At 57.9% G+C, this 21,864-nt stretch carries 19 protein-coding genes; 11 read left to right on the top strand and 8 right to left on the bottom strand.

Going from position 1 to position 21,864, the window contains the following annotated elements; translation table 11 throughout:
* Positions 1 to 16 precede the first annotated feature (16 nt).
* Genes mnmG through FHT82_RS20840 form a run of 4 tightly spaced genes read left to right on the top strand, consistent with a single transcriptional unit; the run spans position 17 to position 4,266 of the window.
* Complete coding sequence (gene mnmG, locus FHT82_RS20855) at positions 17 to 1,891, top strand: tRNA uridine-5-carboxymethylaminomethyl(34) synthesis enzyme MnmG (protein WP_183734582.1); 1,875 nt, start codon at positions 17 to 19, stop codon at positions 1,889 to 1,891.
* 28 nt (positions 1,892 to 1,919) lie between these two features.
* Positions 1,920 to 2,537: a 16S rRNA (guanine(527)-N(7))-methyltransferase RsmG gene (gene rsmG / locus FHT82_RS20850; protein WP_183734581.1), complete on the top strand. Its 618-nt coding sequence runs from the start codon at positions 1,920 to 1,922 to the stop codon at positions 2,535 to 2,537.
* Between the two features lie 19 nt (positions 2,538 to 2,556).
* Entirely contained in the window at positions 2,557 to 3,351 is a 795-nt protein-coding gene (locus tag FHT82_RS20845) for a ParA family protein (RefSeq protein WP_183734580.1), read from the top strand.
* A gap of 33 nt (positions 3,352 to 3,384) precedes the next feature.
* Entirely contained in the window at positions 3,385 to 4,266 is an 882-nt protein-coding gene (locus FHT82_RS20840) for a ParB/RepB/Spo0J family partition protein (protein WP_183734579.1), read from the top strand.
* Here the strand turns inward: FHT82_RS20840 and holA are convergent, their stop codons facing one another.
* Genes holA through leuS form a run of 3 tightly spaced genes read right to left on the bottom strand, consistent with a single transcriptional unit; the run spans position 4,267 to position 8,464 of the window.
* Complete coding sequence (holA, locus tag FHT82_RS20835; RefSeq protein ID WP_183734578.1) at positions 4,267 to 5,310, bottom strand: DNA polymerase III subunit delta; 1,044 nt, start codon at positions 5,308 to 5,310, stop codon at positions 4,267 to 4,269.
* Positions 5,311 to 5,322: 12 nt separating this feature from the next.
* On the bottom strand, positions 5,323 to 5,844 hold the full coding sequence (lptE, locus tag FHT82_RS20830; protein WP_183734577.1) for an LPS assembly lipoprotein LptE: 522 nt from the start codon (positions 5,842 to 5,844) through the stop codon (positions 5,323 to 5,325).
* Complete coding sequence (gene leuS, locus FHT82_RS20825) at positions 5,834 to 8,464, bottom strand: leucine--tRNA ligase (RefSeq protein ID WP_183734576.1); 2,631 nt, start codon at positions 8,462 to 8,464, stop codon at positions 5,834 to 5,836. Before leuS ends, lptE begins: the two co-directional genes overlap by 11 nt.
* Before the next feature lie 196 nt (positions 8,465 to 8,660).
* Between leuS and FHT82_RS20820 the strand changes: the two genes are divergently transcribed.
* Together FHT82_RS20820 and FHT82_RS20815 are read left to right on the top strand one after the other, a co-directional pair.
* Positions 8,661 to 9,320, top strand: a complete 660-nt coding sequence (locus FHT82_RS20820) for a YggS family pyridoxal phosphate-dependent enzyme (RefSeq protein ID WP_183734575.1) — start codon at positions 8,661 to 8,663, stop codon at positions 9,318 to 9,320.
* A 415-nt stretch (positions 9,321 to 9,735) separates the two neighbouring features.
* Entirely contained in the window at positions 9,736 to 10,671 is a 936-nt protein-coding gene (locus FHT82_RS20815; RefSeq protein ID WP_183734574.1) for a flagellin, read from the top strand.
* Between the two features lie 71 nt (positions 10,672 to 10,742).
* Here the strand turns inward: FHT82_RS20815 and FHT82_RS20810 are convergent, their stop codons facing one another.
* Positions 10,743 to 11,444, bottom strand: coding sequence for a DUF1013 domain-containing protein (locus FHT82_RS20810; RefSeq protein ID WP_112544952.1), 702 nt, complete (start codon positions 11,442 to 11,444; stop codon positions 10,743 to 10,745).
* A 233-nt stretch (positions 11,445 to 11,677) separates the two neighbouring features.
* Between FHT82_RS20810 and acs the strand changes: the two genes are divergently transcribed.
* A complete protein-coding gene (acs, locus tag FHT82_RS20805) occupies positions 11,678 to 13,633 on the top strand; it encodes an acetate--CoA ligase (RefSeq protein ID WP_183734573.1) in 1,956 nt (651 codons plus the stop codon).
* Between the two features lie 32 nt (positions 13,634 to 13,665).
* On the opposite strand, the gene FHT82_RS20800 is transcribed toward acs, so the two are convergent.
* On the bottom strand, positions 13,666 to 14,109 hold the full coding sequence (locus FHT82_RS20800; RefSeq protein ID WP_183734572.1) for a thermonuclease family protein: 444 nt from the start codon (positions 14,107 to 14,109) through the stop codon (positions 13,666 to 13,668).
* A 48-nt stretch (positions 14,110 to 14,157) separates the two neighbouring features.
* A complete protein-coding gene (locus FHT82_RS20795; RefSeq protein WP_183734571.1) occupies positions 14,158 to 14,382 on the bottom strand; it encodes a DUF1674 domain-containing protein in 225 nt (74 codons plus the stop codon).
* A gap of 111 nt (positions 14,383 to 14,493) precedes the next feature.
* Here FHT82_RS20795 and htpX point away from each other — a divergent pair, with 111 nt between their 5' ends.
* The 3 genes from htpX (at position 14,494) to FHT82_RS20780 (ending at position 18,608) form a co-directional block, all read left to right on the top strand.
* Positions 14,494 to 15,456 carry a zinc metalloprotease HtpX gene (gene htpX / locus FHT82_RS20790; RefSeq protein ID WP_183734570.1) on the top strand — a complete coding sequence of 321 codons (963 nt, stop codon included), beginning with the start codon at positions 14,494 to 14,496 and terminating at the stop codon, positions 15,454 to 15,456.
* The gene (locus FHT82_RS20785) at positions 15,447 to 16,838 is read left to right on the top strand and encodes an RsmB/NOP family class I SAM-dependent RNA methyltransferase (protein ID WP_183734569.1); all 1,392 of its coding nucleotides are present in this window, start codon (positions 15,447 to 15,449) and stop codon (positions 16,836 to 16,838) included. The genes htpX and FHT82_RS20785 overlap by 10 nt, the downstream gene beginning before the upstream one ends.
* Positions 16,839 to 16,940: 102 nt before the next feature.
* Positions 16,941 to 18,608, top strand: coding sequence for a heparinase II/III family protein (locus FHT82_RS20780; protein ID WP_183734568.1), 1,668 nt, complete (start codon positions 16,941 to 16,943; stop codon positions 18,606 to 18,608).
* Here the strand turns inward: FHT82_RS20780 and FHT82_RS20775 are convergent.
* Positions 18,605 to 18,802: a hypothetical protein gene (locus FHT82_RS20775; protein ID WP_183734567.1), complete on the bottom strand. Its 198-nt coding sequence runs from the start codon at positions 18,800 to 18,802 to the stop codon at positions 18,605 to 18,607. The two genes, FHT82_RS20780 and FHT82_RS20775, sit on opposite strands and share 4 nt — an antisense overlap.
* On the opposite strand from FHT82_RS20775, the gene purH reads away from it, so the two are divergent.
* The gene (gene purH / locus FHT82_RS20770) at positions 18,801 to 20,417 is read left to right on the top strand and encodes a bifunctional phosphoribosylaminoimidazolecarboxamide formyltransferase/IMP cyclohydrolase (protein WP_183734566.1); all 1,617 of its coding nucleotides are present in this window, start codon (positions 18,801 to 18,803) and stop codon (positions 20,415 to 20,417) included. The two genes, FHT82_RS20775 and purH, sit on opposite strands and share 2 nt — an antisense overlap.
* A gap of 47 nt (positions 20,418 to 20,464) precedes the next feature.
* Here purH and FHT82_RS20765 read toward each other — a convergent pair whose 3' ends face one another.
* Positions 20,465 to 21,850, bottom strand: a complete 1,386-nt coding sequence (locus FHT82_RS20765; RefSeq protein WP_246698186.1) for an MFS transporter — start codon at positions 21,848 to 21,850, stop codon at positions 20,465 to 20,467.
* Positions 21,851 to 21,864: the final 14 nt, after the last annotated feature.

Raw genomic sequence — 21,864 nt, 5'->3', positions numbered from 1 at the left:
AACCTTGGAGTTGCGCATGAGCGCTAGTAACTATGATGTTATCGTGATCGGTGGTGGCCATGCCGGATCGGAGGCGGCCGCTGCGGCTGCAAGAATGGGTGCGAAAACCGCTCTGATCACACATCGCCGCGATACGATCGGTGTCATGTCCTGCAATCCGGCCATTGGCGGGCTTGGCAAAGGACATCTCGTGCGTGAGATCGATGCGATGGACGGTCTCATGGGCCGCGTTGCTGACGCGGCGGGCATCCAGTTTCGTATGTTGAATAAGAAGAAAGGTGCAGCGGTTCGCGGCCCGCGCACGCAAGCCGATCGCAAGCTTTATCGTCTCGCGATGCTGGATGCGATTGAGGCCATCGAAAACCTTGAGATAATCGAAGGCGACGCATTTGACTTAGATATAAGGGATAATCGAGTCGCTGGCGTAATAATGAAGGATGGAAGGCTTTTCGCGAGCCCTTCCGTCGTTATCACCACAGGCACATTCCTACGGGGGCTTATCCATATAGGAAACGAGAAGACCCCTGCTGGCCGCACGGGGGAGCCGCCTTCCCTGGGACTTTCGGTGACGTTCGGGCGCTTGGGCTTGAAATTGGGTCGACTGAAGACGGGGACGCCAGCGCGCCTGAATGGACAAACGATCGATTGGGATTCGGTTGGGCGCCAGGCAGCGGATGACGAGCTGATTCCTTTTTCTTTCATGACGGATCGCATCGTGAATCGGCAGGTCGAGTGCGGGGTTACGCGGACGACCGAGGCAACGCATCGCATCATCGTAGAGAATCTGCAGAAATCGGCAATGTACTCGGGCCAAATCGAAGGCGTAGGCCCTCGTTATTGTCCTTCGATCGAGGACAAGCTCGTCAAATTCGGTGAGAGGGATGGACACCAGATCTTTTTGGAGCCTGAAGGACTGGATGACGATACCGTCTATCCGAATGGGATCTCGACCTCGCTTCCGGCCGACGTGCAGACCGCCTTTATCAGGACAATCCCGGGTCTTGAACATGTGGAAATCCTGCATCCCGGCTACGCGATTGAATATGACCACGTCGACCCGCGGGAGCTGTCGGCGACATTGGAGGTCAAGAAACTCCCAGGGCTCTTTCTTGCTGGTCAAATTAACGGAACGACTGGCTATGAGGAAGCCGGCGCGCAGGGGCTTGCTGCCGGTCTCAATGCAGCACTTTCAAGCAGCAGTTCTGCGCCCATGATCTTCAGTCGCACAGACTCCTATATCGGCGTGATGATCGATGATCTGACTTCACGCGGCGTTACGGAACCGTACCGAATGTTCACGTCGCGGGCGGAATATCGATTGACTCTTCGCGCTGATAATGCTGACGCCCGACTTACACCGATGGCAATCGATCTCGGATGCATTTCCATGGATCGGCGTGACCGTTTTGCGGCATATCAGAGCGAACTCCAGAGCACCAGGTCACAACTCCAATCACTGTCGGTAACGCCTAGCGAGGCTCGTCGTGCAGGTCTCAACCTCAACCTGGATGGTCAGCGCCGAACAGCTTATGAACTTCTTTCCTATCCCGAATATGGTTTTGAGGACCTGCGCAGGATATGGGATGGTCTTGGCACTTTCTCCAAGAAGGTGGTGGAGGCGCTGGAGATTGAAGCAGGCTATTCGGTCTACATGGACCGTCAGGCTGCGGCTATTGATGTGCAGCGACGCGATGAGGCGCGTTTAATCCCAGATGATTTTGATTACAGCATGTTGTCGGGACTCTCGAACGAACTGAAAAATAAACTCAGTGTACACAAGCCCACCAACATCGCCCAGGCCCTTAAAGTGGATGGCATGACACCAGCGGCGATTTCGCTCCTGCTGGTACATCTGCGCCGTCACGAGGGCATCGGTAAGCAAGTCGCGTAGTGGCTGCAAGGTTTGAGAGTCTTTGGGAATGGAATTAAACGGATTACGTGTTTCACGTGAAACACATGAGCGTCTTCAGCTTTTCGCGGAGCTGTTTACAAAATGGGCCAGGGCGATCAACCTTGTTGCTCCTTCTACCATGGACGATATGTGGAGTCGGCATATCGCGGATAGCGCACAAATATTCCAGATCTCCCCTCGCCGTCAAACTTGGGTCGATCTCGGAAGTGGCGGTGGTTTCCCCGGAGTGATTACCGCGATCTTCTTGGCGGAACAGCGAGCTGGCTGGGTGCATCTGGTGGAGAGCAACAATAAGAAGGCAGCATTTCTGCGAACCGTCCTGCGCGAAACCGGCGCGAGAGGCGAGGTGCATGCCATCCGAATCGAGGATGCGCCAGCTACTGTCCCTGTCTGCGATGCCATTTCCGCCCGAGCCCTCGCCGATCTCGAAAAGCTGATCGAATTTGCGTCGCCTTGGATGGTTGGCAAAGAAAATAATCGCGCGTTTTTTCATAAAGGCCGGTATTACCAGAGGGAAATCCGGAAAGCGCATGGTCGCTGGAGTTTCGATCTGCTAGAACACAATAGCGCTGTTGAGCGAGATTCTGTAATTCTCGAAATATCAAATCTCCGGCGCTTGGTTTAACAAAGCGGATATTGCGGCAATGGCTGGCGAACGTAATCGGATTATCACCATCGCAAATCAGAAGGGTGGCGTAGGCAAGACGACCACCGCAATCAATTTGGCAACCGCTCTCGCCGCCATCGGTGAGCGGGTGCTGATTATCGATCTAGATCCACAGGGAAATGCAAGCACGGGTTTGGGTATCGATCGTCGCAATCGTAAGCTTTCCTCTTACGATCTGATGGTCGGGGAAGCCGGCGTCGCTGAGACCGCATTGGAGACGGCCGTACCTAATCTCTTTATTGTCCCGTCGACGATGGATCTCCTTGGGGTCGAGATGGAAATCTCCCAGCAGAGCGATCGCGTCTTCAAGCTCAGGAAGGCGTTGTCCTCTTCAGAGGCGCTGTCTTTTTCTTACATCCTCCTCGACTGCCCTCCCTCTTTCAACCTCCTGACGATGAATGCCATGGCGGCTGCCCATTCGGTGCTGGTGCCGCTGCAGTGCGAGTTCTTCGCGCTCGAAGGTTTGAGCCAGCTTCTGGAGACGGTCAACCAGGTGCGGCGGACGGTCAACCCGCAGCTTGACATCCAAGGTATCGTGCTGACAATGTTCGACGCTCGCAACAACCTGGCGCAGCAGGTCGTCAACGACGTACGGACTCACCTCGGTGAGAAGGTGTATCACACGCTTATCCCGCGGAATGTTCGTGTTTCAGAAGCGCCATCTTATGGCAAGCCGGCGATTCTCTATGATCTCAAGTGTGCCGGTAGCCAGGCCTATCTGCAGCTCGCATCGGAAGTCATCCAGCGGGAGCGGCAGAGGCTGGCAGCCTGAAAGAGCGCATGACAGAGTAAGCGAGTTTTGGACATGAATGACGATACATCGAAAAGACGGCTTGGCCGTGGTCTCGCAGCCCTTATAGGTGAAATGGATCAGCCTGTTCCGGCTGAGGCGGAGCGGTCTGCGGTCAGCGCCGACCGGATGATCCCCATCGAGTTCGTCACTCGTAACCCTCGTAACCCTCGTCGTTTTTTCGATGATGCCGAACTTCACGATCTTGCGAGTTCGATCCGCCAGCATGGTATCGTGCAGCCGATCGTCGTCAGAACGCTCGCGCGGGATCGCTATGAAATCATAGCCGGCGAAAGACGTTGGCGTGCTGCCCAGCTGGCGGGTTTGATCGAAATCCCTGTTATTATCAGGGACGTGGACGATAAAACGGCGCTAGAAATCGCGATCGTTGAGAACGTCCAGCGCTCCGATCTCAATGCTCTCGAAGAGGCGCTTGGCTATGAGCAGCTAATTGCCGAATATGGATATACCCAGAACGATCTCGGTGAGATTATCGGCAAGAGCCGCAGCCATGTCGCCAATTCCTTGCGGCTGTTGAAGCTGCCTGATCCCGTTCGTGAGATGCTGGCTGCCGGAAGCCTTTCCGCGGGTCATGCGCGTGCGCTGGTTTCGACGTCGGACCCCTCCGCACTCGCGCGTACAATCGTTTCTAAGGGCATGTCGGTCCGCGATGCGGAGAAGCTCGCGCAGAACGACATCAAGGCGCAGTCGGAGCCCCAGGCGCCTGCTCAAAAGAGCCAGAAGGATTCCGATACGTTGGCTCTGGAGCGCACGCTGTCAGATACGCTTGGGCTCGATGTGTCCATCAATCACAAGGCGAGTGGCGGTCAGATCCGCATTTCCTACAAGTCTCTGGAGCAGCTCGAGGAAGTCTGCCGACTTCTGGAACGCCGCTAATCAGGCTTGAGGGCGCCTTCCCGATTGCAGTGTGGTGGAGAGCAACGTCTGCATGGCGATGCTGTCTTCCAATATCTGACGCTGTCTCGTCTGCAGGACAGCGGCCTGCAGACGTTTTGTTTCACGGGAAATGGCGTCCGCGCTCCAGCTTTTCAACGCTTGTTCGATAATCGGCTTGCGGCGGAAATGAAGATGCCTGCCCAGCGTCTGCATTATTTGGGCGGGCGGCAGTCTCTTCTCATCCATCTCCGCACGCATTGTATCGAGAAGCTGAAATTGTCGGAGGCAGGCCTGGAGAACTAGAAAAACCGAGGTCTTGGAACTCGTGATCTTCTGCATTGCGTGCAGGAAGGTATTGCTGTCGCCACTCAATATCGCATCAACAGCATCGTCGACTGAAATGGCGCTGGCGTCACCAATTATTTCGGTAACGTGATGATCATCGATCGTTCCCATGCCCCGGCAATAGAGCGCCAGTTTGCGAATCTCATTTCTGGACGCAATTCTATCGCCACCGATCAGTGCGATGAGGGCTTGCCTGGCAGCCGGGGTTATGCCTAGTCCTTCGGCGGAGAGTTCGCCGTCTATCAATGCGTTCAGTGCGCGGCCATCGTCGGCGTAGCAGGGAATGGCAACAGCAGTGCGAGCGGTCTCGACCGTTTTGCGTAGAGCTGATCCCTTCTTCAGGTCGCCTGCTTCGACGATGATACTGGCTGCCTCGAGGGAAGCACCCGATAGAAAGGAAACAGCATCGACGAGATGTTTCTCGTTTGCGGCACCCCTTACCCATATCAGCTTTTCGCCGCCGAAAAGACCGATGGACTGGGCTTCATCGACCAGCCGGCCAGGCTCTTTCTGTAGATCGCCGACATCAAGCTTGGTGACGGAGAACGGATCGTTCTGATCGATGCCCGTCTTTCCAGCGATCATGCCGGCCCGCTCGGAAACAAGTCCGCGGTCCGGGCCATAGATCAGATAGATGCGGTACTGGCGAGCGGATCTTTGCAAAAATCCTTCGAACTCATGGGATTTGATTTCCGCCACGCCACCGCTCCTTTAGCGGCTGAGTGCGGCGGCAAGATCCGCTCCCACGAATTCGGCCGCTTGATTGGCGGCGCGATTTTCCGCATCGAGAATTGCTCGCTGCTTGGCAAATTCCTGGCTCGGGAAGTCAACCAGAGACGTTGCCGAGCGGCTACCTGCCTTGATGATCTGATTGTCCTTCGTCGTCCGCAACGTATAGCTGACCGTCACGTTCGCGCGTCCTGCGCGAGACGTATCGGAGGATTGAACAAGCAAAGTATCGGCAACGTATGACGAAACCTGCATATCAACCATGTAGTCCGGCTTCTCAACTTCACCGGCACCGCGGGAAGCCAGGAAAATCAGACGATTGCGAACTACCTGTCCGACACGCGTACTTGCTTCGGAAAAGCCGACGGAACCGAGCTTTTCGGTAACGCCGGTATTTTCGGAATAAAGTGGCCGGACCTGGCAGGCGGAAAGGAACGCCGTGGAGGCAAGGATCGTGACGATGCCGGCGCGGCGCGCAAGCTTGCGGGCGAAATCAGACGACAATGTTTACAATCCTCTGTGGAACTACGATGATTTTCTTCGGTGCCTGACCGTTCAAGACATTTTTCACCGCGTCCAATTCCAGCACGGCTTCGGTGACGGCATTCTGATCTGCGTCGCGCGAAATTGTCAATTCGGCGCGCTTCTTGCCGTTGATCTGCACGGGAAGGATCACGTCGTTTTCGACGACGAGCGATTCGTCATAATCCGGCCAGGCCGCATGGGCGATGAGGTTCTTGTTGCCGAGGGTCATCCAGCATTCCTCGGCCAAGTGTGGCGTCATGGGTGCAACGAGCTGGACCAGGATCTCGGCCGCGTTTCGGATGGCAGCCCGATAAGCTAGATCGCCCTCGCCGTTTGCCACCTTCGTCAGCGGGCCTGCCAGCGCGTTGACGAGTTCGTAGATGCGGGCGACTGCCTTGTTGAACCAGAGCCTGTCGTAATCGTTCTGGACGGCCTTCAGCGTCTTGTGCGCAAGCTGCGAGATCGCCAGTGCTTCGCCTTCCTTTGCCGGCTTGGGTTCGACGGCGGACAATGCCTCTGCCGCTTCAGAAATCAGGCGCCAGAGGCGCTGCGTGAAGCGATGAGCGCCTTCGACCCCGGCTTCGGACCAGATGACGTCACGATCGGGCGGAGAGTCGGACAGAACGAAGAAACGAGCAGTATCGGCGCCGTAAGACGCGATGATATCGTCGGGGTCTACAACGTTCTTCTTCGACTTCGACATCTTTTCGATCGAGCCGATGGCGATTTCCTCGCCTCCATCAAGCAGATAGGCGCTGCGCTTCCCATCGATCTCCTCGATGCGGATATCGGCGGGCGAAATCCATTCGCGGTGCATGCCGGTGCCGCGGCTATAGGTCTCATGGACCACCATGCCTTGAGTGAAGAGGCCCTTGAAGGGCTCCTTGACGTCTACATGGCCGGTCTCGCGCATTGCCCGCGTGAAGAAGCGCGAATAAAGCAGGTGCAGGATCGCGTGTTCGATACCGCCGATATACTGGTCGACCGGCAGCCACCGATTGGCTGCGGCCGGGTCCGTCGGCTGCTTCTCCCAAGGTGCCGTGAAGCGGGTGAAGTACCAGCTCGAATCGACAAAGGTGTCCATCGTATCCGTCTCGCGACGCGCATCCTTGCCACATTGCGGGCAGGAGACGTGACGCCAGGTCGGGTGGCGATCCAGCGGATTACCGGGCTGATCGAAAGTCACATCCTGCGGCAGCTTTACTGGTAGATCCTTCTTCGGAACCGGGATAACGCCGCAGTCATCGCAATGGATGACCGGGATCGGGCAGCCCCAGTAGCGCTGGCGGGAGATACCCCAGTCGCGCAGGCGGAAATTGATCTTGCGTTCGCCCTGCGGCGCATTGCCGAGCAGGGTGGAAGACAGCCTGTCGGCAACGACCTGGAAGGCTTCGTCCGTCGACTTGCCATCGAGGAAGCGCGAGTTGATCATTACGCCTTCGCCGTCATAGGCGACATCGCCGACGGTGAAGCTTGCGGCATCGCCGTCCTTCGGCATGACGACCGGCACGACCGGCAGACCATATTTATGAGCGAAATCCAGGTCTCGCTGGTCGCCGGAGGGGCAGCCGAAGATGGCGCCCGTGCCATAATCCATCAGAACGAAGTTGGCGACGTAGACCGGCAGCTCCCAGGAAGGATCGAGCGGATGTTTCACGCGGATGCCCGTATCCATACCTTTCTTCTCGGCCGTCTCGAGTGCGGCAAGAGAAGTACCAGCGCGGCGGCATTCCTCGCAGAAGGCTTCGATATCGGCATTCTTGCCCGCCATCTCCTTGGCGAGCGGATGATCGGCGGCGATCGCCAGGAAGGAAGCGCCGAACAGCGTATCTGGGCGCGTTGTATAGACCGTTACTTCAGTTTCGCCGGCAGGTGCGGTTTCCGGAACGACTTCCCAGCGGACCGTCAGTCCTTCGGAGCGGCCGATCCAGTTCTTCTGCATCAGGCGCACTTTTTCCGGCCACTGGTCGAGCGTATCGAGCGCGTCCAGCAGGTCCTGGCTGAAATCGGTGATCTTGAAGAACCATTGCGTCAATTCGCGCTGTTCCACCAACGCGCCGGAGCGCCAGCCACGGCCGTCGATGACCTGTTCATTGGCGAGAACGGTGTTGTCGACCGGATCCCAATTCACCTTGGACTGCTTGCGGTAAACGAGACCCTTTTCCAGGAAGTCCAGGAAAAGGTGTTGCTGTTGCTGGTAGTATTCGACGTCGCAGGTCGCAAATTCGCGCGACCAATCCAGCGACAAGCCCATCGCCTTCAGCTGTGCCTTCATCGAGCCGATATTCTGATAGGTCCAGGAGGCGGGGTGTACGCCGCGCTCCATCGCTGCATTTTCTGCCGGCATGCCGAAGGCATCCCAGCCCATCGGATGAAGGACGTTGTAGCCACGGGCGCGTTTGTAACGTGCCACCACATCACCCATGGCATAGTTGCGGACATGGCCCATGTGGATACGGCCCGACGGATAGGGGAACATTTCCAGGACGTAATATTTCTCGCGCGGATCGGAATTGTCGGTCTCGAAGACCTTTTCCTCGTTCCATTTTTGCTGCCAGCGGGGCTCAGCATCGCGCGGATTGTAACGTTCGGTAGCCATAGTATCAGAATTTCCGGAAAATCAGGGGAGGTTGGTCGAGACCTTCACCATGAAACCATCCAAGCGTCAAGTTTTGCGGGCGCTTCAGGCGTTCGATCTCGGCTTTGGGGTGATTTCGTGGAGAGAAGTCTTGGCAAGGCCACTGCAGGTGATTAGTGCATTGCCAGTGAATTATGTGTGATGTCGGGGCAGCGCGATGGAACTTCAAGAGCGGTTGAACGAGGTGCGGTCCAAGATCGCTGCGGCAGAGCGGGATGCGGGGCGCTCCGCACGCTCCGTCGAGCTTGTGGCTGTCTCGAAGACCTTCGAGGCCGACACCATTGGCATGGCAATCGAAGCGGGCCAGCGCGTCTTCGGAGAAAACCGCGTCCAGGAAAGCCAGGGAAAATGGCCGGAGCTGAAAAAGGAAATGCCCGGCATCGAGTTGCACCTCATCGGTCCGCTGCAATCCAACAAGGCTGCCGAAGCAGTTGCGCTCTTTGACGTCATCGAGACCATTGACCGTGAGAAGATTGCCCGTGCCATAGCCGAGGAAATGAAGCGGCAGGGCAAGGTGCTGCGTCTTTATGTGCAGGTCAATACTGGCCTGGAGCCACAGAAGGCTGGCATAGCACCAGATGATGCAGCGGCTTTCATACACTTTTGTCGCGATGAGCTCGGCCTCACCATCGAAGGGCTGATGTGTATTCCACCGGCAGAAGAAAATCCCGGCCCGCACTTTGCCCTGCTCGCTACGCTCGCCGAAAAATGCGGCCTGAAAAAGCTTTCGATGGGCATGTCCGGCGACTATGAAACTGCCATAGCGTTCGGCGCGACCAGCGTGCGCGTCGGCTCGGCGATTTTCGGCGCACGTTAACGAATAGCGCAAGAGTGCTCTTCGAATCAGAGGATTACTCATGATTTGAGTGGGTATCCAGCGGCCGTTGTTTGGAAAGCGATAATATTCATTAATACGAAAAAAGTTTAAGCGGGCGATTTCTCTGGTTAAGCTCAAATTGAGCAGCACCCGCGATAACTTCCTAAGCTTCTTAAATCATTGAGGAATTCCTGCCGATTTCCGAAGCTTTCCCAAAGCCGATCGATTGCGGCCGCAAGCCCTAACGAGAGCTTAAATTAAATTTTCCGCAAGGCTAATTGAGGAATTGTTAACTATGTTGGGCGCAACCATTCGTTAACGGCAATGACCCGGCTCTCTCGGGTTTTGCATGAAGCGTCGCCGTTACCGGATTCGTCCGGATGACCCCTTTCACTTTGATTGCGGAAAACGGAACATGACAAGCATCCTCACCAACAACGCTGCCATGGCAGCGCTGCAGACCTTGCGCGGCGTAAACGACAGCCTCAAGGATACCCAGGGCCGCGTCTCCTCGGGTTATCGTATCGACAAGGCTGCTGACAACGCTGCCTATTGGTCGATCGCAACGACCATGCGTTCGGACAACAAGGCCCTCTCGGCCGTTTCCGACGCCCTCGGCCTCGGCGCTGCCAAGGTTGACACTGCCTATACCGCGATGGACAATGCCATCGATGTCGTCACGGAAATCAAGGCCAAGATCGTCGCCGCGACCGAAAAGGGCGTCGACAAGACCAAGATCCAGGAAGAACTCGACCAGCTGCAGGAACAGCTGGTAAGCATTGCTCAGTCGGCTTCCTTCTCCGGTGAAAACTGGGTTGCCGGTGCTTCGGGCACGAAGAGCGTCGTCTCCTCATTCGTCCGTGACGGTTCCAATGCCGTCTCGGTCAAGATGACTGACTATGTTCTTGATGCGGGCACGCTCGGCAATGTGCTGTTCGGCATGAACAGCAACGGTACGATCCAGACGACGAGCGGCATCATTGGCACTGCATTCAACGGGACCTATGGCAACACGGTTATCGTCATGCCGTCGATTTATGCTCTCGATATTACCAACTTCACGCAAGGCCAGCTTGACGGAGCGCTTTCCGGCGTCGAACTCGTGCTCCAGGCCCTGACGAATGCAGGCTCGCAGCTCGGCTCGATATCGACCCGAATTCAGCTGCAGGAAACCTTCGTCAGCGCCCTGGGTGACTCGATCGACTCAGGCGTCGGCCGCCTCGTCGACGCTGACATGGAAGAAGAGTCTTCCAAGCTCTCTGCCCTGCAGACGCAGCAGCAGCTTGCGATCCAGTCGCTCTCGATCGCCAATTCCTCGGCACAGAACATTCTCTCGCTCTTCCGCAGCTAATAGCGCGCAGGAGAACGGCAACAAAAAACCCCGCCATTGGCGGGGTTTATTCATTTCAGGATATGACGATCTCAGAACTGATCGTCTTCATCCTCGTCCTTAGGCGTCGAACGCAGCGAGCTCAGCTTGCGGAAAACGGCATCGGCATCGATTTCCTTTTCTTCCTCGCGCTCGTAGCTTGGCGTCAGACGCTCGGTTTCCTGAGCGGACTGCAACGTTGCGCCGAGTTCGGCAGCGGTCGGCAACGGACGGCCCTTGGACGCCTTTTCCACTTCCATGTCGAGATCGATCTGGCTGCAAAGGCCGAGCGTGACCGGGTCCATCGGTGCCAGGTTTGCCGAATTCCAATGGGTGCGCTCGCGGATCTGCTCGATTGTGGACTTGGTGGTGCCGACGAGACGCGAGATCTGGGCATCCTTCAGTTCCGGATGGTTGCGAACCAGCCAGAGAATGGCGTTCGGGCGGTCCTGGCGCTTGGAAACCGGCGTATAGCGCGGGCCGCGGCGTTTGGATTCCGGCACGCGGACCTTCGGTTCGGAGAGCTTCAGCTTGTAGTTCGGGTTGCCTTCGGCGCGGGCGATCTCATCGCGAGAAAGCTGTCCGGTGGCGATCGGGTCGAGGCCCTTGATGCCCTGCGCGGCTTCGCCATCGGCGATTGCCTTGACTTCGAGCGGATGCAGTTTGCAGAACTGAGCGATCTGGTCGAAAGACAGGGCTGTATTGTCGACGAGCCAGATGGCAGTCGCCTTCGGCATGAGCAGCTGTTGAGCCATGGATATAGTCCTTCTATCGTCCGCGCCGGTCGCGGTCCGTGGATTGTCACCACAATGTCCGGGAAATATGGCGCTATATAATCGCACTGTCGCAGAATTGCAATTCTTCAGAAATGAAATGACCTTTGTCTAATTGCCGTCATCAGACTACCTGATATGAATTGCGCAATTCGAGTCCCGGTCGCTGCGTCGGAACCATCGGCCGTTGCATAGCCTTGTGAGGAGGAGTTTCCATGTCGGAGAATATCTATCCGGTTTCCAAGCCGGTGAAGACCCGTGCGCTGATCGACCAGGCTAAATACGAGCAATGGTACGAGGAGAGCATTGAAAACCCCGACAAGTTCTGGGGCAAACACGGTAAGCGGATCGACTGGTTCAAGCCTTATACCAAGGTCAAAAATACGTCCTTCACCGGCAAGGTCTCAATAAAATGGTTCGAGGACGGCCAGACGAATGTTTCCTACAATTGCATCGACCGTCACCTGAAGACGAACGGCAACCAGACCGCCATCATCTTCGAAGGGGACAATCCCTATATCGATAAGAAGATCACTTATAACGAGCTCTACGAGCATGTCTGCCGGATGGCGAACGTGCTGAAGAAGCACGGCGTCAAGAAGGGTGATCGCGTTACCATCTATATGCCGATGATTCCGGAAGCAGCCTACGCGATGCTCGCCTGCGCCCGCATCGGAGCGGTCCACTCCGTCGTTTTCGGCGGCTTTTCCCCCGAAGCGCTCGCCGGCCGTATCGTCGACTGTGAATCCACCTTCGTCATCACCTGCGACGAGGGTATCCGCGGCGGTAAGCCGGTGCCGCTGAAGGACAATACAGATACGGCCATCCACATCGCCGCCCGTCAATATGTGGCGGTCAACAAGGTGCTCGTCGTGCGCCGTACCGGCGGCAAGACAGGCTGGGCGCCAGGCCGCGACCTCTGGTACCACCAGGAAATCGCCAAGGTGAAGCCGGAATGCCCACCGGTGAAGATGAGGGCCGAAGATCCGCTCTTCATCCTTTATACTTCGGGTTCGACGGGCAAGCCGAAGGGTGTTCTGCACACGACGGGTGGTTATCTCGTCTATGCGGCGATGACGCACGAATATGTCTTCGATTATCACCCTGGCGATATTTTCTGGTGCACGGCTGACGTCGGCTGGGTCACCGGCCACTCCTATATCGTCTACGGACCGCTCGCGAATTGTGCCACCACGCTGATGTTTGAAGGTGTGCCGAATTTCCCGGATCAGGGGCGCTTCTGGGAAGTCATCGATAAGCATAAAGTCAATATCTTCTACACGGCGCCGACGGCGATCCGTTCGCTCATGGGCGCCGGCGACCATTTCGTGACGCGCTCTTCCCGTGAGAGCCTGCGCGTGCTCGGCACGGTAGGCGAACCGATTAATCCGGAAGCTTGGGAATGGTATTACAATGTCGTCGGAGACAAACGCTGCCCGGTCATCGATACCTGGTGGCAGACGGAAACCGGTGGGCATATGATCACGCCGCTGCCGGGCGCGACCGACCTAAAGCCAGGCTCGGCCACCAAGCCCTTTTTCGGCGTCAAGCCGCAACTCGTCGACAATGAGGGCAAGGTGCTGGAAGGGGCGGCCGACGGCAATCTCTGCATCACCGACAGCTGGCCGGGCCAGATGCGCACGGTTTATGGCGATCACGAACGCTTCATCCAGACTTACTTCTCCACCTACAAGGGTAAGTATTTCACGGGCGATGGCTGCCGTCGCGACGAAGACGGCTATTTCTGGATCACCGGCCGCGTTGACGACGTTCTGAACGTTTCGGGCCACCGTCTCGGTACGGCGGAAGTCGAATCCGCCCTCGTCTCGCACAATCTCGTCTCCGAAGCGGCCGTCGTCGGCTATCCGCACCCGATCAAGGGCCAGGGCATCTATTGCTATGTCACGCTGATGGCGGGCAACGAAGGTTCGGACGAACTGCGCCAGCAGCTTGTCAAACATGTCCGCGCCGAAATCGGCCCGATCGCGGCCCCGGACAAGATCCAGTTCTCACCGGGCCTGCCGAAGACCCGCTCCGGCAAGATCATGCGCCGCATCCTGCGCAAGATTGCCGAAGACGATTTCGGTTCGCTTGGCGATACTTCCACGCTGGCAGATCCGGCTGTCGTCGACGATCTGATTGCCAACCGGCAGAACAAGGCTACGGCTTGAGTTAAAGGGCTGCTCCACCATCAGGAGCGGCCTCATTCTTCCGTGCAGGAAATCGGTGGTTTGCGGCCGCCATCATAGGAGCGAACCAGCCCGTCGGTGAGCAGATCCTGTGCAGGATTGCGCCCGTCGGGTAAGGTGACATTGGCGAGAATTCGTCCGAAATATTTGTCACCACTGATATCGGTCAATTTGATGCCCGTAACGCCTGAGGTCATTTGCTCCAGCGCGTGCCGCGCCTCGCGACCAGCTCTCCTGACTTCAGGGCATTTCGAATGCATTTCGGGTGCGTCGATGCCGCGAATTCGGACATACACTTCCATCGTCTGCTGTGGCCAGGGTGTCGCGGTGACCAGCAGCGTATCTCCATCAATGACCCTGATGATTTCAGCCGAAACCGGTCCGTCGATCTCATTCCGTGCCGCAAGAGCAGGCATGGCGAGAAGGAACACGAGAAAAACAGGAGTCAACTTCATCATAAGAGGAATAAATTCCTCTTACATGCGAAAGTCAATAGGAATATTTACTTAGAAATCAATCGCGCGGCCGTTGATTTCATAGTCGCCGAAGCGGGAGGGTTCCGCCCCGCCCCGTCCGCCGATCTCTGGCGGCAGTTCGGCGGGCTTGACGTTCTTGCGACGTTCCTCGGCTTCGGCAAGCGCACGCATGGCAGCAGGGGAAAGCATCTTGCGTGGCGGCTCGGAGCCTTCGGAAACCGGGGTTTCCACATTGTCGTTATCGGCCGTCTGCATGCTGCACTCCCGCCTAAAAATATTGAAAATGGCTGGCGAATAACCAAATCATAGTGCGTCGGCGCCAGGATTTAAAGCATCGCGTCGCAATCAAGGAGATGGAGACCTCTGATGAACCTTGTGCGTACTGCCATGTTGCTTGCCTTCATGACGGCGCTTTTCATGTTTGTCGGCTTTTTGATCGGCGGCCGGGGCGGCATGATGATCGCCTTTCTGATCGCTGCCGGCATGAATTTCTTCTCCTACTGGAATGCCGACCGGATGGTGCTGTCGGCCTATCGGGCACAGGAGGTCGATGAGCGCAACGCGCCGGAATTTTTCCGAATCGTGCGCGATCTAGCCCGTAATGCCGCTCTGCCCATGCCGAAGGTCTATCTCTATGACAGCCCTCAGCCGAATGCCTTTGCGACCGGCCGCAATCCGCAAAATGCTGCTGTTGCCGCATCGACCGGCCTGCTGGCAGCTCTCTCGCCGGAAGAGGTTGCGGGCGTGATGGCGCATGAACTTGCTCACGTTCAGAACCGCGATACACTGACCATGACGATCACGGCTACGCTTGCCGGTGCGATTTCCATGCTCGGCAATTTTGCCTTCTTCTTCGGTGGCAATCGCGAAAACAACAACAATCCTCTTGGCTTCATCGGCGTGCTCGTCGCGATGATCGTTGCGCCGCTTGCGGCCATGCTGGTGCAGATGGCGATCAGCCGTACGCGCGAATATTCGGCCGACAGGCGTGGTGCTGAAATCTGCGGCAACCCGCTGTGGCTCGCCTCTGCGCTTGGGAAGATCGCTCGCGGCGCAGCACATGTGCCGAACTATGATGCGGAGCGCAACCCGGCCACCGCGCACATGTTCATCATCAATCCGCTCTCCGGCGAGCGCATGGACAACCTGTTTTCGACCCATCCGGACACCGAAAACCGCATCGCTGCCCTGCAGGAAATGGCGCGCGGAGGCTTCGACGTCTCGACGCAGCCGGTTCGCGCTGTTAATCCGACACGCAAATCGCGATCGGTCCCGAATGCCGGTTCTGGCCGCGGTGACTCGCAACCGCCAAAGGGTCCGTGGTCTTGAATTCAGACGGCAAGAAGAAGCCAGTTCATAAATATAAGCCTTCCGCAGAACGCTCAGCGCCAGTGCCGGTAAAACCCGGCCTGCCGGCGCGCGCGGCGGCTGCGAAGATCCTTGCGGCCGTCGTCGACAAGAAACTGCCGCTTGATGGCGCGCTGGATCACGAGCATGGAAATCCAGCCTATAAGGTGCTTGGGGAAAGTGATCGTGCGCTGGTACGCGCCATCCTCAACACCACGCTCAGGCATCTGCCCCGCATCGATGCCGCCATTGCCTCGCTGCTCGAAACGCCGTTGCCGGAAGGTGCTCGAGCTTTGCATCATGTGCTTGCCGTTGGTGCCGCGCAGATTCTCTACCTTGACGTTCCCGATCATTCCGCCGTCGACCTTGCAGTCGAGCAGGCCAATCAGGATCCGCGCAACCGCCGTTTCGCTAAGCTCGTCAACGCCATCCTGCGCCGTCTTGGCCGCGAGAAGGAGCACATTCTCGCAGACATCGCAGACATTCCGCCGATGCCGATGTGGTTTATCGAGCGGCTTGAAAAAGCCTATGGGAAAGAGCTGGCTATTGCCATTTCCGAATCCCAGCTTGAGCCGGCCGCCATCGATCTCACCGTGAAATCCGATGCTGTAGGCTGGGCGGAACGCCTGAACGGCACGGTACTTCCAACCGGCGGCGTGCGGCTTTCCGCTTTCGAGGGCGGTATTCCCTCGCTTGATGGATTTGAAGAGGGTGAATGGTGGGTTCAGGATGCGGCAGCAAGCATCCCCGCGAAGCTCTTCGGCGATCTCACCGGCAAGCGCGTCGCCGATCTCTGTGCCGCGCCGGGCGGCAAGACCGCGCAGCTCATCCTTGCCGGCGGTAAGGTGACGGCGATTGACCAATCCGAAAACCGGCTGAAGCGCTTGCGCTCCAACCTTGAGCGGCTTGGCCTCGAAGCCGAAACGGTCGCGGCGGATCTTACGAAATTCGAACCGTCCGAGCGCTTCGATGCGATCCTTCTCGATGCCCCCTGCTCGTCGACGGGCACGACCCGCCGGCATCCCGACGTGCTCTGGACGAAGGGTGCCGAGGATATCGCCAAGCTGGCAGCACTTCAGGAACGTCTTCTGCGCCATGCCGTTACGCTTCTCAATCCCGGCGGCTTGCTCGTCTTCTCCAATTGTTCGCTCGATCCGCAGGAAGGCGAAGAGGTCGTCGAGCGCGTTCTCGAAGATGTGAAGGGTGTTGAACGTGTGCCGATCGATGCAGGAAAATGGCCCGGTATGAGCCAGGCGATCACACCGCTGGGCGAATTCCGCACGCTTCCCACAATGCTGGATATGCCTGACGGTTTTGCGTCCGGCCTCGATGGTTTCTATGCAGCAGTGCTCAGACGCAACTGACGATTATTATATTCTAATTTCATCACAAAATAATACATCGTGGGTAATGAAATCGGTTTTGATTCATCTATTCTTAACCACGAGGGTCAATAGACAATTGATATGCAGTCCGGTCGGCGTCTTGCGAGCATGTATGTTCGGGAAGCTTGGCGGCGCGGTACGCGCCGTGCCGCACTTCTGCGTTTGCGCTTTTCCCGCCATGCCATATCGGTGCCGGAACGCCTGATCGTAGCGCCGACGGATCTGAGAGGCATCGATTCACACGTCGCGGAAGAAATCATAGACGGCCGTTTTCCGCTTGCCGGACGTATGCTGGAAACAGGCGGAAAATCCCCTTTCACATTGACCCTCCCATCGCGCGCTTTCGCAGTCAGGCTCCACAGCTTTGGTTGGCTGCGGCATATGCGGGCCAATAAGAGCGAGCGCGGTTCGGCCGTCGCTCGTATGATCGTCGATAGTTGGCTCTCGATTCACGGAGGCCGGATCGAAGGCATCGCCTGGGAGACCGATGTCGTCTCGCAGCGCGTCATTGCTTGGTTGTCGCATTCTCCGGTTGTCCTGCAGAATGCCGATCGCGGTTTCTATCGCCGCTTCATGAAGTCGCTTGCCTTCCATATCGGCTACCTGCGCCGTATGGCACCCTATTCGTCAGGCGAAGTCCGCTTCCGCCTCCGCATCGCGCTCGCCACAGCCTCTGTTGCCATGCCGGTGCGTGCCGCGACAGTGCGGCGGGCAGCTCAGGCGCTCGACCGCGAATTCGATAGCCAGATTCTGCCTGACGGAGGTCATATCTCCCGCAACCCGCGCATCGGGCTGGAGTTGCTGCTCGACCTGCTGCCGCTGAGACAAACTTACGTCAATCTCGGCCACGACCTGCCGCAGAAGCTGATTTCGGGTATTGACCGTATGTATCCTGCCCTGCGCTTCTTCCGTCATCAGGACGGCGATCTGGCACTTTTCAACGGTGCGACATCCACGCTGGCGGATGAGCTGATGTCCGTGCTGCGCTATGACGAGACGGCGGGCCAGCCCTTCAAGGCGCTGCCGCATTCGCGCTATCAGCGACTTGCGGCCGGCAAAACGGTGATCATTGCCGATACCGGACCGCCCTCGCCCGGCTGCTTCAGAACAGCCCATGCAGGCAGTCTCTCCTTCGAAATGTCCTCTGGTCGTTACCGTTTTATCGTCAATTCAGGATCACCGAAATTCGCCGGCCAGCGTTATACCCAGATGGCGCGCACCACGGCTGCCCATTCCACTGTGGTCCTGAACGATACGTCCTCCAGCCGGTTCTCTCCTTCGGCTTTTCTGGCCCATATGATGACGGAGCCGGTGGAAACGGTCATCGCCGAGCGCGTGGAGACCGAGGACGGTCGTGAAGGCATCAAGGCAAGCCATGATGGCTATCTCGATGCCTTCGGTGTCATCCATGAACGGGAGCTGACGCTCAATGCCGCCGGCTCCATCGTGACCGGTATGGACCGTTTCGTCGCCGATGACCGGTATCACAGCGAAGGTCCATTGCGGGCGGTTGCCCGCTTCCACATCCATCCATCCATCGTGCCGCGGCAGAACGACACGGAATCCGTGCTGCTGACGGCGCCGGATGGTGAAAGCTGGTTGTTTTCCTCGCCGGGCAACGAGGTGCTGATCTCGGAAGATATTTTCTTTGCCGACAGCGCCGGCATCAGCAGTTCGGACCAGATCGAGATCGACTTCGATTTGGCAGAGAAACCTGAAATTCGCTGGTTCTTATCACGCAAGGGCTAAAGCATTTCCGTTTTCTCTGAACATGGAAATGCTTTCGCTCTTTGCTTTTGTGCAATTCCGAACGTAAAACCGATGCACACTTTTGCTGGAATTGCTTCGGCGGCTGTTTGCGCCGGCTCCAAGCTGTGATAACGCGGCCCCATCAAGCGTCCCTTGCCCGGATGTCTCCCGAAGCCCGAACGGAGAAGGTTCATGGCCGTCATTTCCAAGAAAATCCCCGCCCCTGACAAGGTCGAGATCAAGACCGCGCTGCTCTCTGTCTTCGACAAGACCGGCATCATTGAACTTGCCCGCGCCCTTTCTGCGCGTGGCGTGCGCCTGCTGTCGACCGGCGGCACCTACAAGGCGATCGCGGCCGAAGGACTTGCCGTGACCGACGTTTCCGAAGTGACGCAGTTTCCGGAAATCATGGATGGCCGCGTGAAGACGCTGCACCCGAAGGTGCATGGCGGCCTGCTGGCAATCCGCGACGATGCCGAGCATCAGAAAGCCATGAAGGCTCACGGCATCGACGGCATCGATCTTCTGGTCGTCAATCTCTATCCCTTCGAGGATGTGCGCGCGGCCGGCGGTGACTATCCGACAACGGTCGAGAATATCGATATCGGCGGCCCGGCAATGATCCGCGCTTCGGCCAAGAACCACGCTTATGTCACCGTCATCACCGATCCGGCCGACTATGCGGAGCTGATCGAGCAGCTTTCGGGCGATGCCGGCAAGACGGTTTACGCGTTCCGCCAGCGCATGGCGGCCAAAGCCTATGCCCGCACTGCCGCCTATGACGCTGCCATCTCCAACTGGTTTGCCGAGGCGTTGTCGATCGATACGCCGCGTCATCGCACTATTGGCGGCGTGTTAAAGGAAGAGATGCGCTACGGTGAAAACCCGCACCAGAAGGCTGCCTTCTACGTGACGGGCGAAAAGCGCCCGGGCGTTTCGACAGCCGTCCTGCTGCAGGGCAAGCAACTCTCCTACAACAATATTAACGATACTGATGCGGCCTATGAACTCGTGGCCGAGTTCCTGCCGGAGAAGTCGCCGGCCTGCGCCATCATCAAGCATGCCAATCCCTGCGGTGTCGCGACCGGTTCAACGCTTCTCGAAGCCTACAAGCGTGCGCTTGCCTGCGATTCCGTCTCGGCTTTCGGCGGCATCATCGCACTGAACCAGACGCTCGATGCGGCGACGGCCGAAGAAATCATCCAGCTCTTCACCGAGGTCATCATCGCGCCTGACGTCACAGATGAAGCGAAGGCGATCGTCGCCCGCAAGCCGAACCTGCGCCTGCTCTCAGCCGGCGGCCTGCCGGATGCGCGTGCGGTCGGCATCACCGCCAAGACCGTTTCCGGTGGCCTGCTCGTCCAGAGCCGCGACAATGGCATGGTCGAAGATCTTGAACTGAAGGTCGTGACCAAGCGTGCACCGACGGCCCAGGAGCTCGAAGACATGAAGTTTGCGTTCAAGGTCGGCAAGCATGTGAAGTCCAATGCCGTCGTCTACGCCAAGGATGGCCAGACGGCGGGTATTGGCGCCGGTCAGATGAGCCGCGTCGATTCCGCCCGCATCGCGGCGCTGAAGGCCGAGGAAGCGGCCAAGGCGCTCGGCCTTGCCGTTCCGATGACGCATGGTTCGGCGGTCGCCTCCGAGGCGTTTCTGCCTTTCGCAGATGGCCTGCTGTCGATGATTGCCGCCGGCGCCACCGCTGTGATCCAGCCGGGCGGCTCGATGCGCGACCAGGAGGTGATCGACGCAGCAAACGAACACAATGTCGCGATGGTCTTTACCGGCATGCGCCATTTCCGCCACTAAGCGAAACAGCCAATTTGTCCCCCGGTCTTGCGGGCCGGGGGAACCCGTTACGTGCGATCCGCCGGATAGGGCGTCCGGATCAGCAGCACCAGGCCTCCGGCGAGAAACAGGATCAGCGTCGACATGCCGAGATGCGCCGATCCGGTCAAATAGGTCACGATCGAAAATAGCAGCGTCGCCATGAAGCTCGTGGCGCGGCCCGAGAGCGCATAGATGCCAAAATAGCGGCCGGCCTCCTCGATGCTGACACTGCGCGCCAGATAGGAGCGCGACGAGGCCTGCACGGGTCCAAAGGCAAGGCCGATCAGCAGGCCGTAGAGGATATAGGCCTTTTCGGCAGCCGTGCCGAATAGCCCGCCACTATCGGCATTTGAAAGCGGCATCGATCCGAAGAAGGTGTAGCCGGGTCCGGTAGAGATGATGCCTATTGTCGCCAGCAACAGCATGGTGAGGCTGATGATGACCGTTGTTTTCGAGCCGATGGCCCTGTCGATACGTCCGGCAATCAGGCAGCCGAGGATCGCGACGACGTTAAGGATGATGCCGTAGATGCCGATCTCGATCGTCGCCCAGCCAAACATGCCGGCAGCGAAGGCGCCGCCGAGGATCAGCAGGCCGTTGACGCCATCCTGATAGATCATCCGTGCGATGAAAAAGGACAGGATACTGCGGCGCGTCTTCAGTTCGCCGAGCGTGTTGCGCAATTCCCTAAGACCGAAGCGCACGGCAAAGGCAAAAGGCAGGCCTTTGCGGGCATCCGGGGTGAAGAAAAACATCGGCAGGATGAAGATCAGATACCAGACGGCCGAGATCGGCCCGGTGATGCGCGCATCCTCGCCCGTATGAGGGTCGAGGCCGAAAAGCGGATCGAGACCCAGAATTGTCTTGCCGCTATCCGGACTGCCGGCCAGCAGCGCCACGACGCCGATCAGCACGATCATGCCGCCGAGATAGCCGAGGCCCCAGGCAGTGTTGGAAAGCCTGCCCACTTCATCCTTGCCGACGAGGCGCGGCATCATGGAATCGTTGAAGACGATAGAAAATTCTGCCGAAATCGAGGCGAGGATCATGAAGATGACGGGATAGATGACCGGCGAGCCGGGTGCCGCGAACCACAGGCAGCAGAGGCTGACGATCTTGATGACGGCGAAGAAGGCGATCCAGGGTTTACGTGCGCCGGACTGGTCGGCAATAGAGCCCAGTATGGGGGATAGGATGGCGATGATGATCGAAGAGATCGTCGCCATATTGCTCCACGTCGTCTGGGCGGTAACCGGATCAGCCGTTAGCCGCGAGACGAAGTAGGGGCCGAAAATGAAGGTGGTGACCACGGTGAAGAAAGGCTGGGCTGCCCAATCGAAGAGCATCCAGCCCCATATGCCCTTCTCCGTGGCTTTCGGCGGCTGCGTTCCTGTCCAGTCAATGCGATTCAAGCGTCCGCTCCTTT

The sequence above is a fragment of the Rhizobium sp. BK275 genome (assembly GCF_014193555.1).
Lineage (GTDB): Bacteria > Pseudomonadota > Alphaproteobacteria > Rhizobiales > Rhizobiaceae > Rhizobium.
Note: the sequence above shows the minus strand (reverse complement) of the source record. Positions and strands in the feature narration are given on the sequence as shown.

Coding starts and splice junctions, on each gene's coding strand:
- leuS (WP_183734576.1), bottom strand. CDS start 8,464: ATGGCTACCGAACGTTACAATCCGCGCGATGCTGAGCCCCGCTGGCAG.
- FHT82_RS20845 (WP_183734580.1), top strand. CDS start 2,557: ATGGCTGGCGAACGTAATCGGATTATCACCATCGCAAATCAGAAGGGT.
- htpX (WP_183734570.1), top strand. CDS start 14,494: ATGAACCTTGTGCGTACTGCCATGTTGCTTGCCTTCATGACGGCGCTT.
- purH (WP_183734566.1), top strand. CDS start 18,801: ATGGCCGTCATTTCCAAGAAAATCCCCGCCCCTGACAAGGTCGAGATC.
- rsmG (WP_183734581.1), top strand. CDS start 1,920: ATGGAATTAAACGGATTACGTGTTTCACGTGAAACACATGAGCGTCTT.
- mnmG (WP_183734582.1), top strand. CDS start 17: ATGAGCGCTAGTAACTATGATGTTATCGTGATCGGTGGTGGCCATGCC.
- FHT82_RS20810 (WP_112544952.1), bottom strand. CDS start 11,444: ATGGCTCAACAGCTGCTCATGCCGAAGGCGACTGCCATCTGGCTCGTC.
- FHT82_RS20815 (WP_183734574.1), top strand. CDS start 9,736: ATGACAAGCATCCTCACCAACAACGCTGCCATGGCAGCGCTGCAGACC.
- FHT82_RS20840 (WP_183734579.1), top strand. CDS start 3,385: ATGAATGACGATACATCGAAAAGACGGCTTGGCCGTGGTCTCGCAGCC.
- FHT82_RS20795 (WP_183734571.1), bottom strand. CDS start 14,382: ATGCAGACGGCCGATAACGACAATGTGGAAACCCCGGTTTCCGAAGGC.
- FHT82_RS20780 (WP_183734568.1), top strand. CDS start 16,941: ATGCAGTCCGGTCGGCGTCTTGCGAGCATGTATGTTCGGGAAGCTTGG.
- FHT82_RS20775 (WP_183734567.1), bottom strand. CDS start 18,802: ATGAACCTTCTCCGTTCGGGCTTCGGGAGACATCCGGGCAAGGGACGC.
- acs (WP_183734573.1), top strand. CDS start 11,678: ATGTCGGAGAATATCTATCCGGTTTCCAAGCCGGTGAAGACCCGTGCG.
- FHT82_RS20820 (WP_183734575.1), top strand. CDS start 8,661: ATGGAACTTCAAGAGCGGTTGAACGAGGTGCGGTCCAAGATCGCTGCG.
- FHT82_RS20800 (WP_183734572.1), bottom strand. CDS start 14,109: ATGATGAAGTTGACTCCTGTTTTTCTCGTGTTCCTTCTCGCCATGCCT.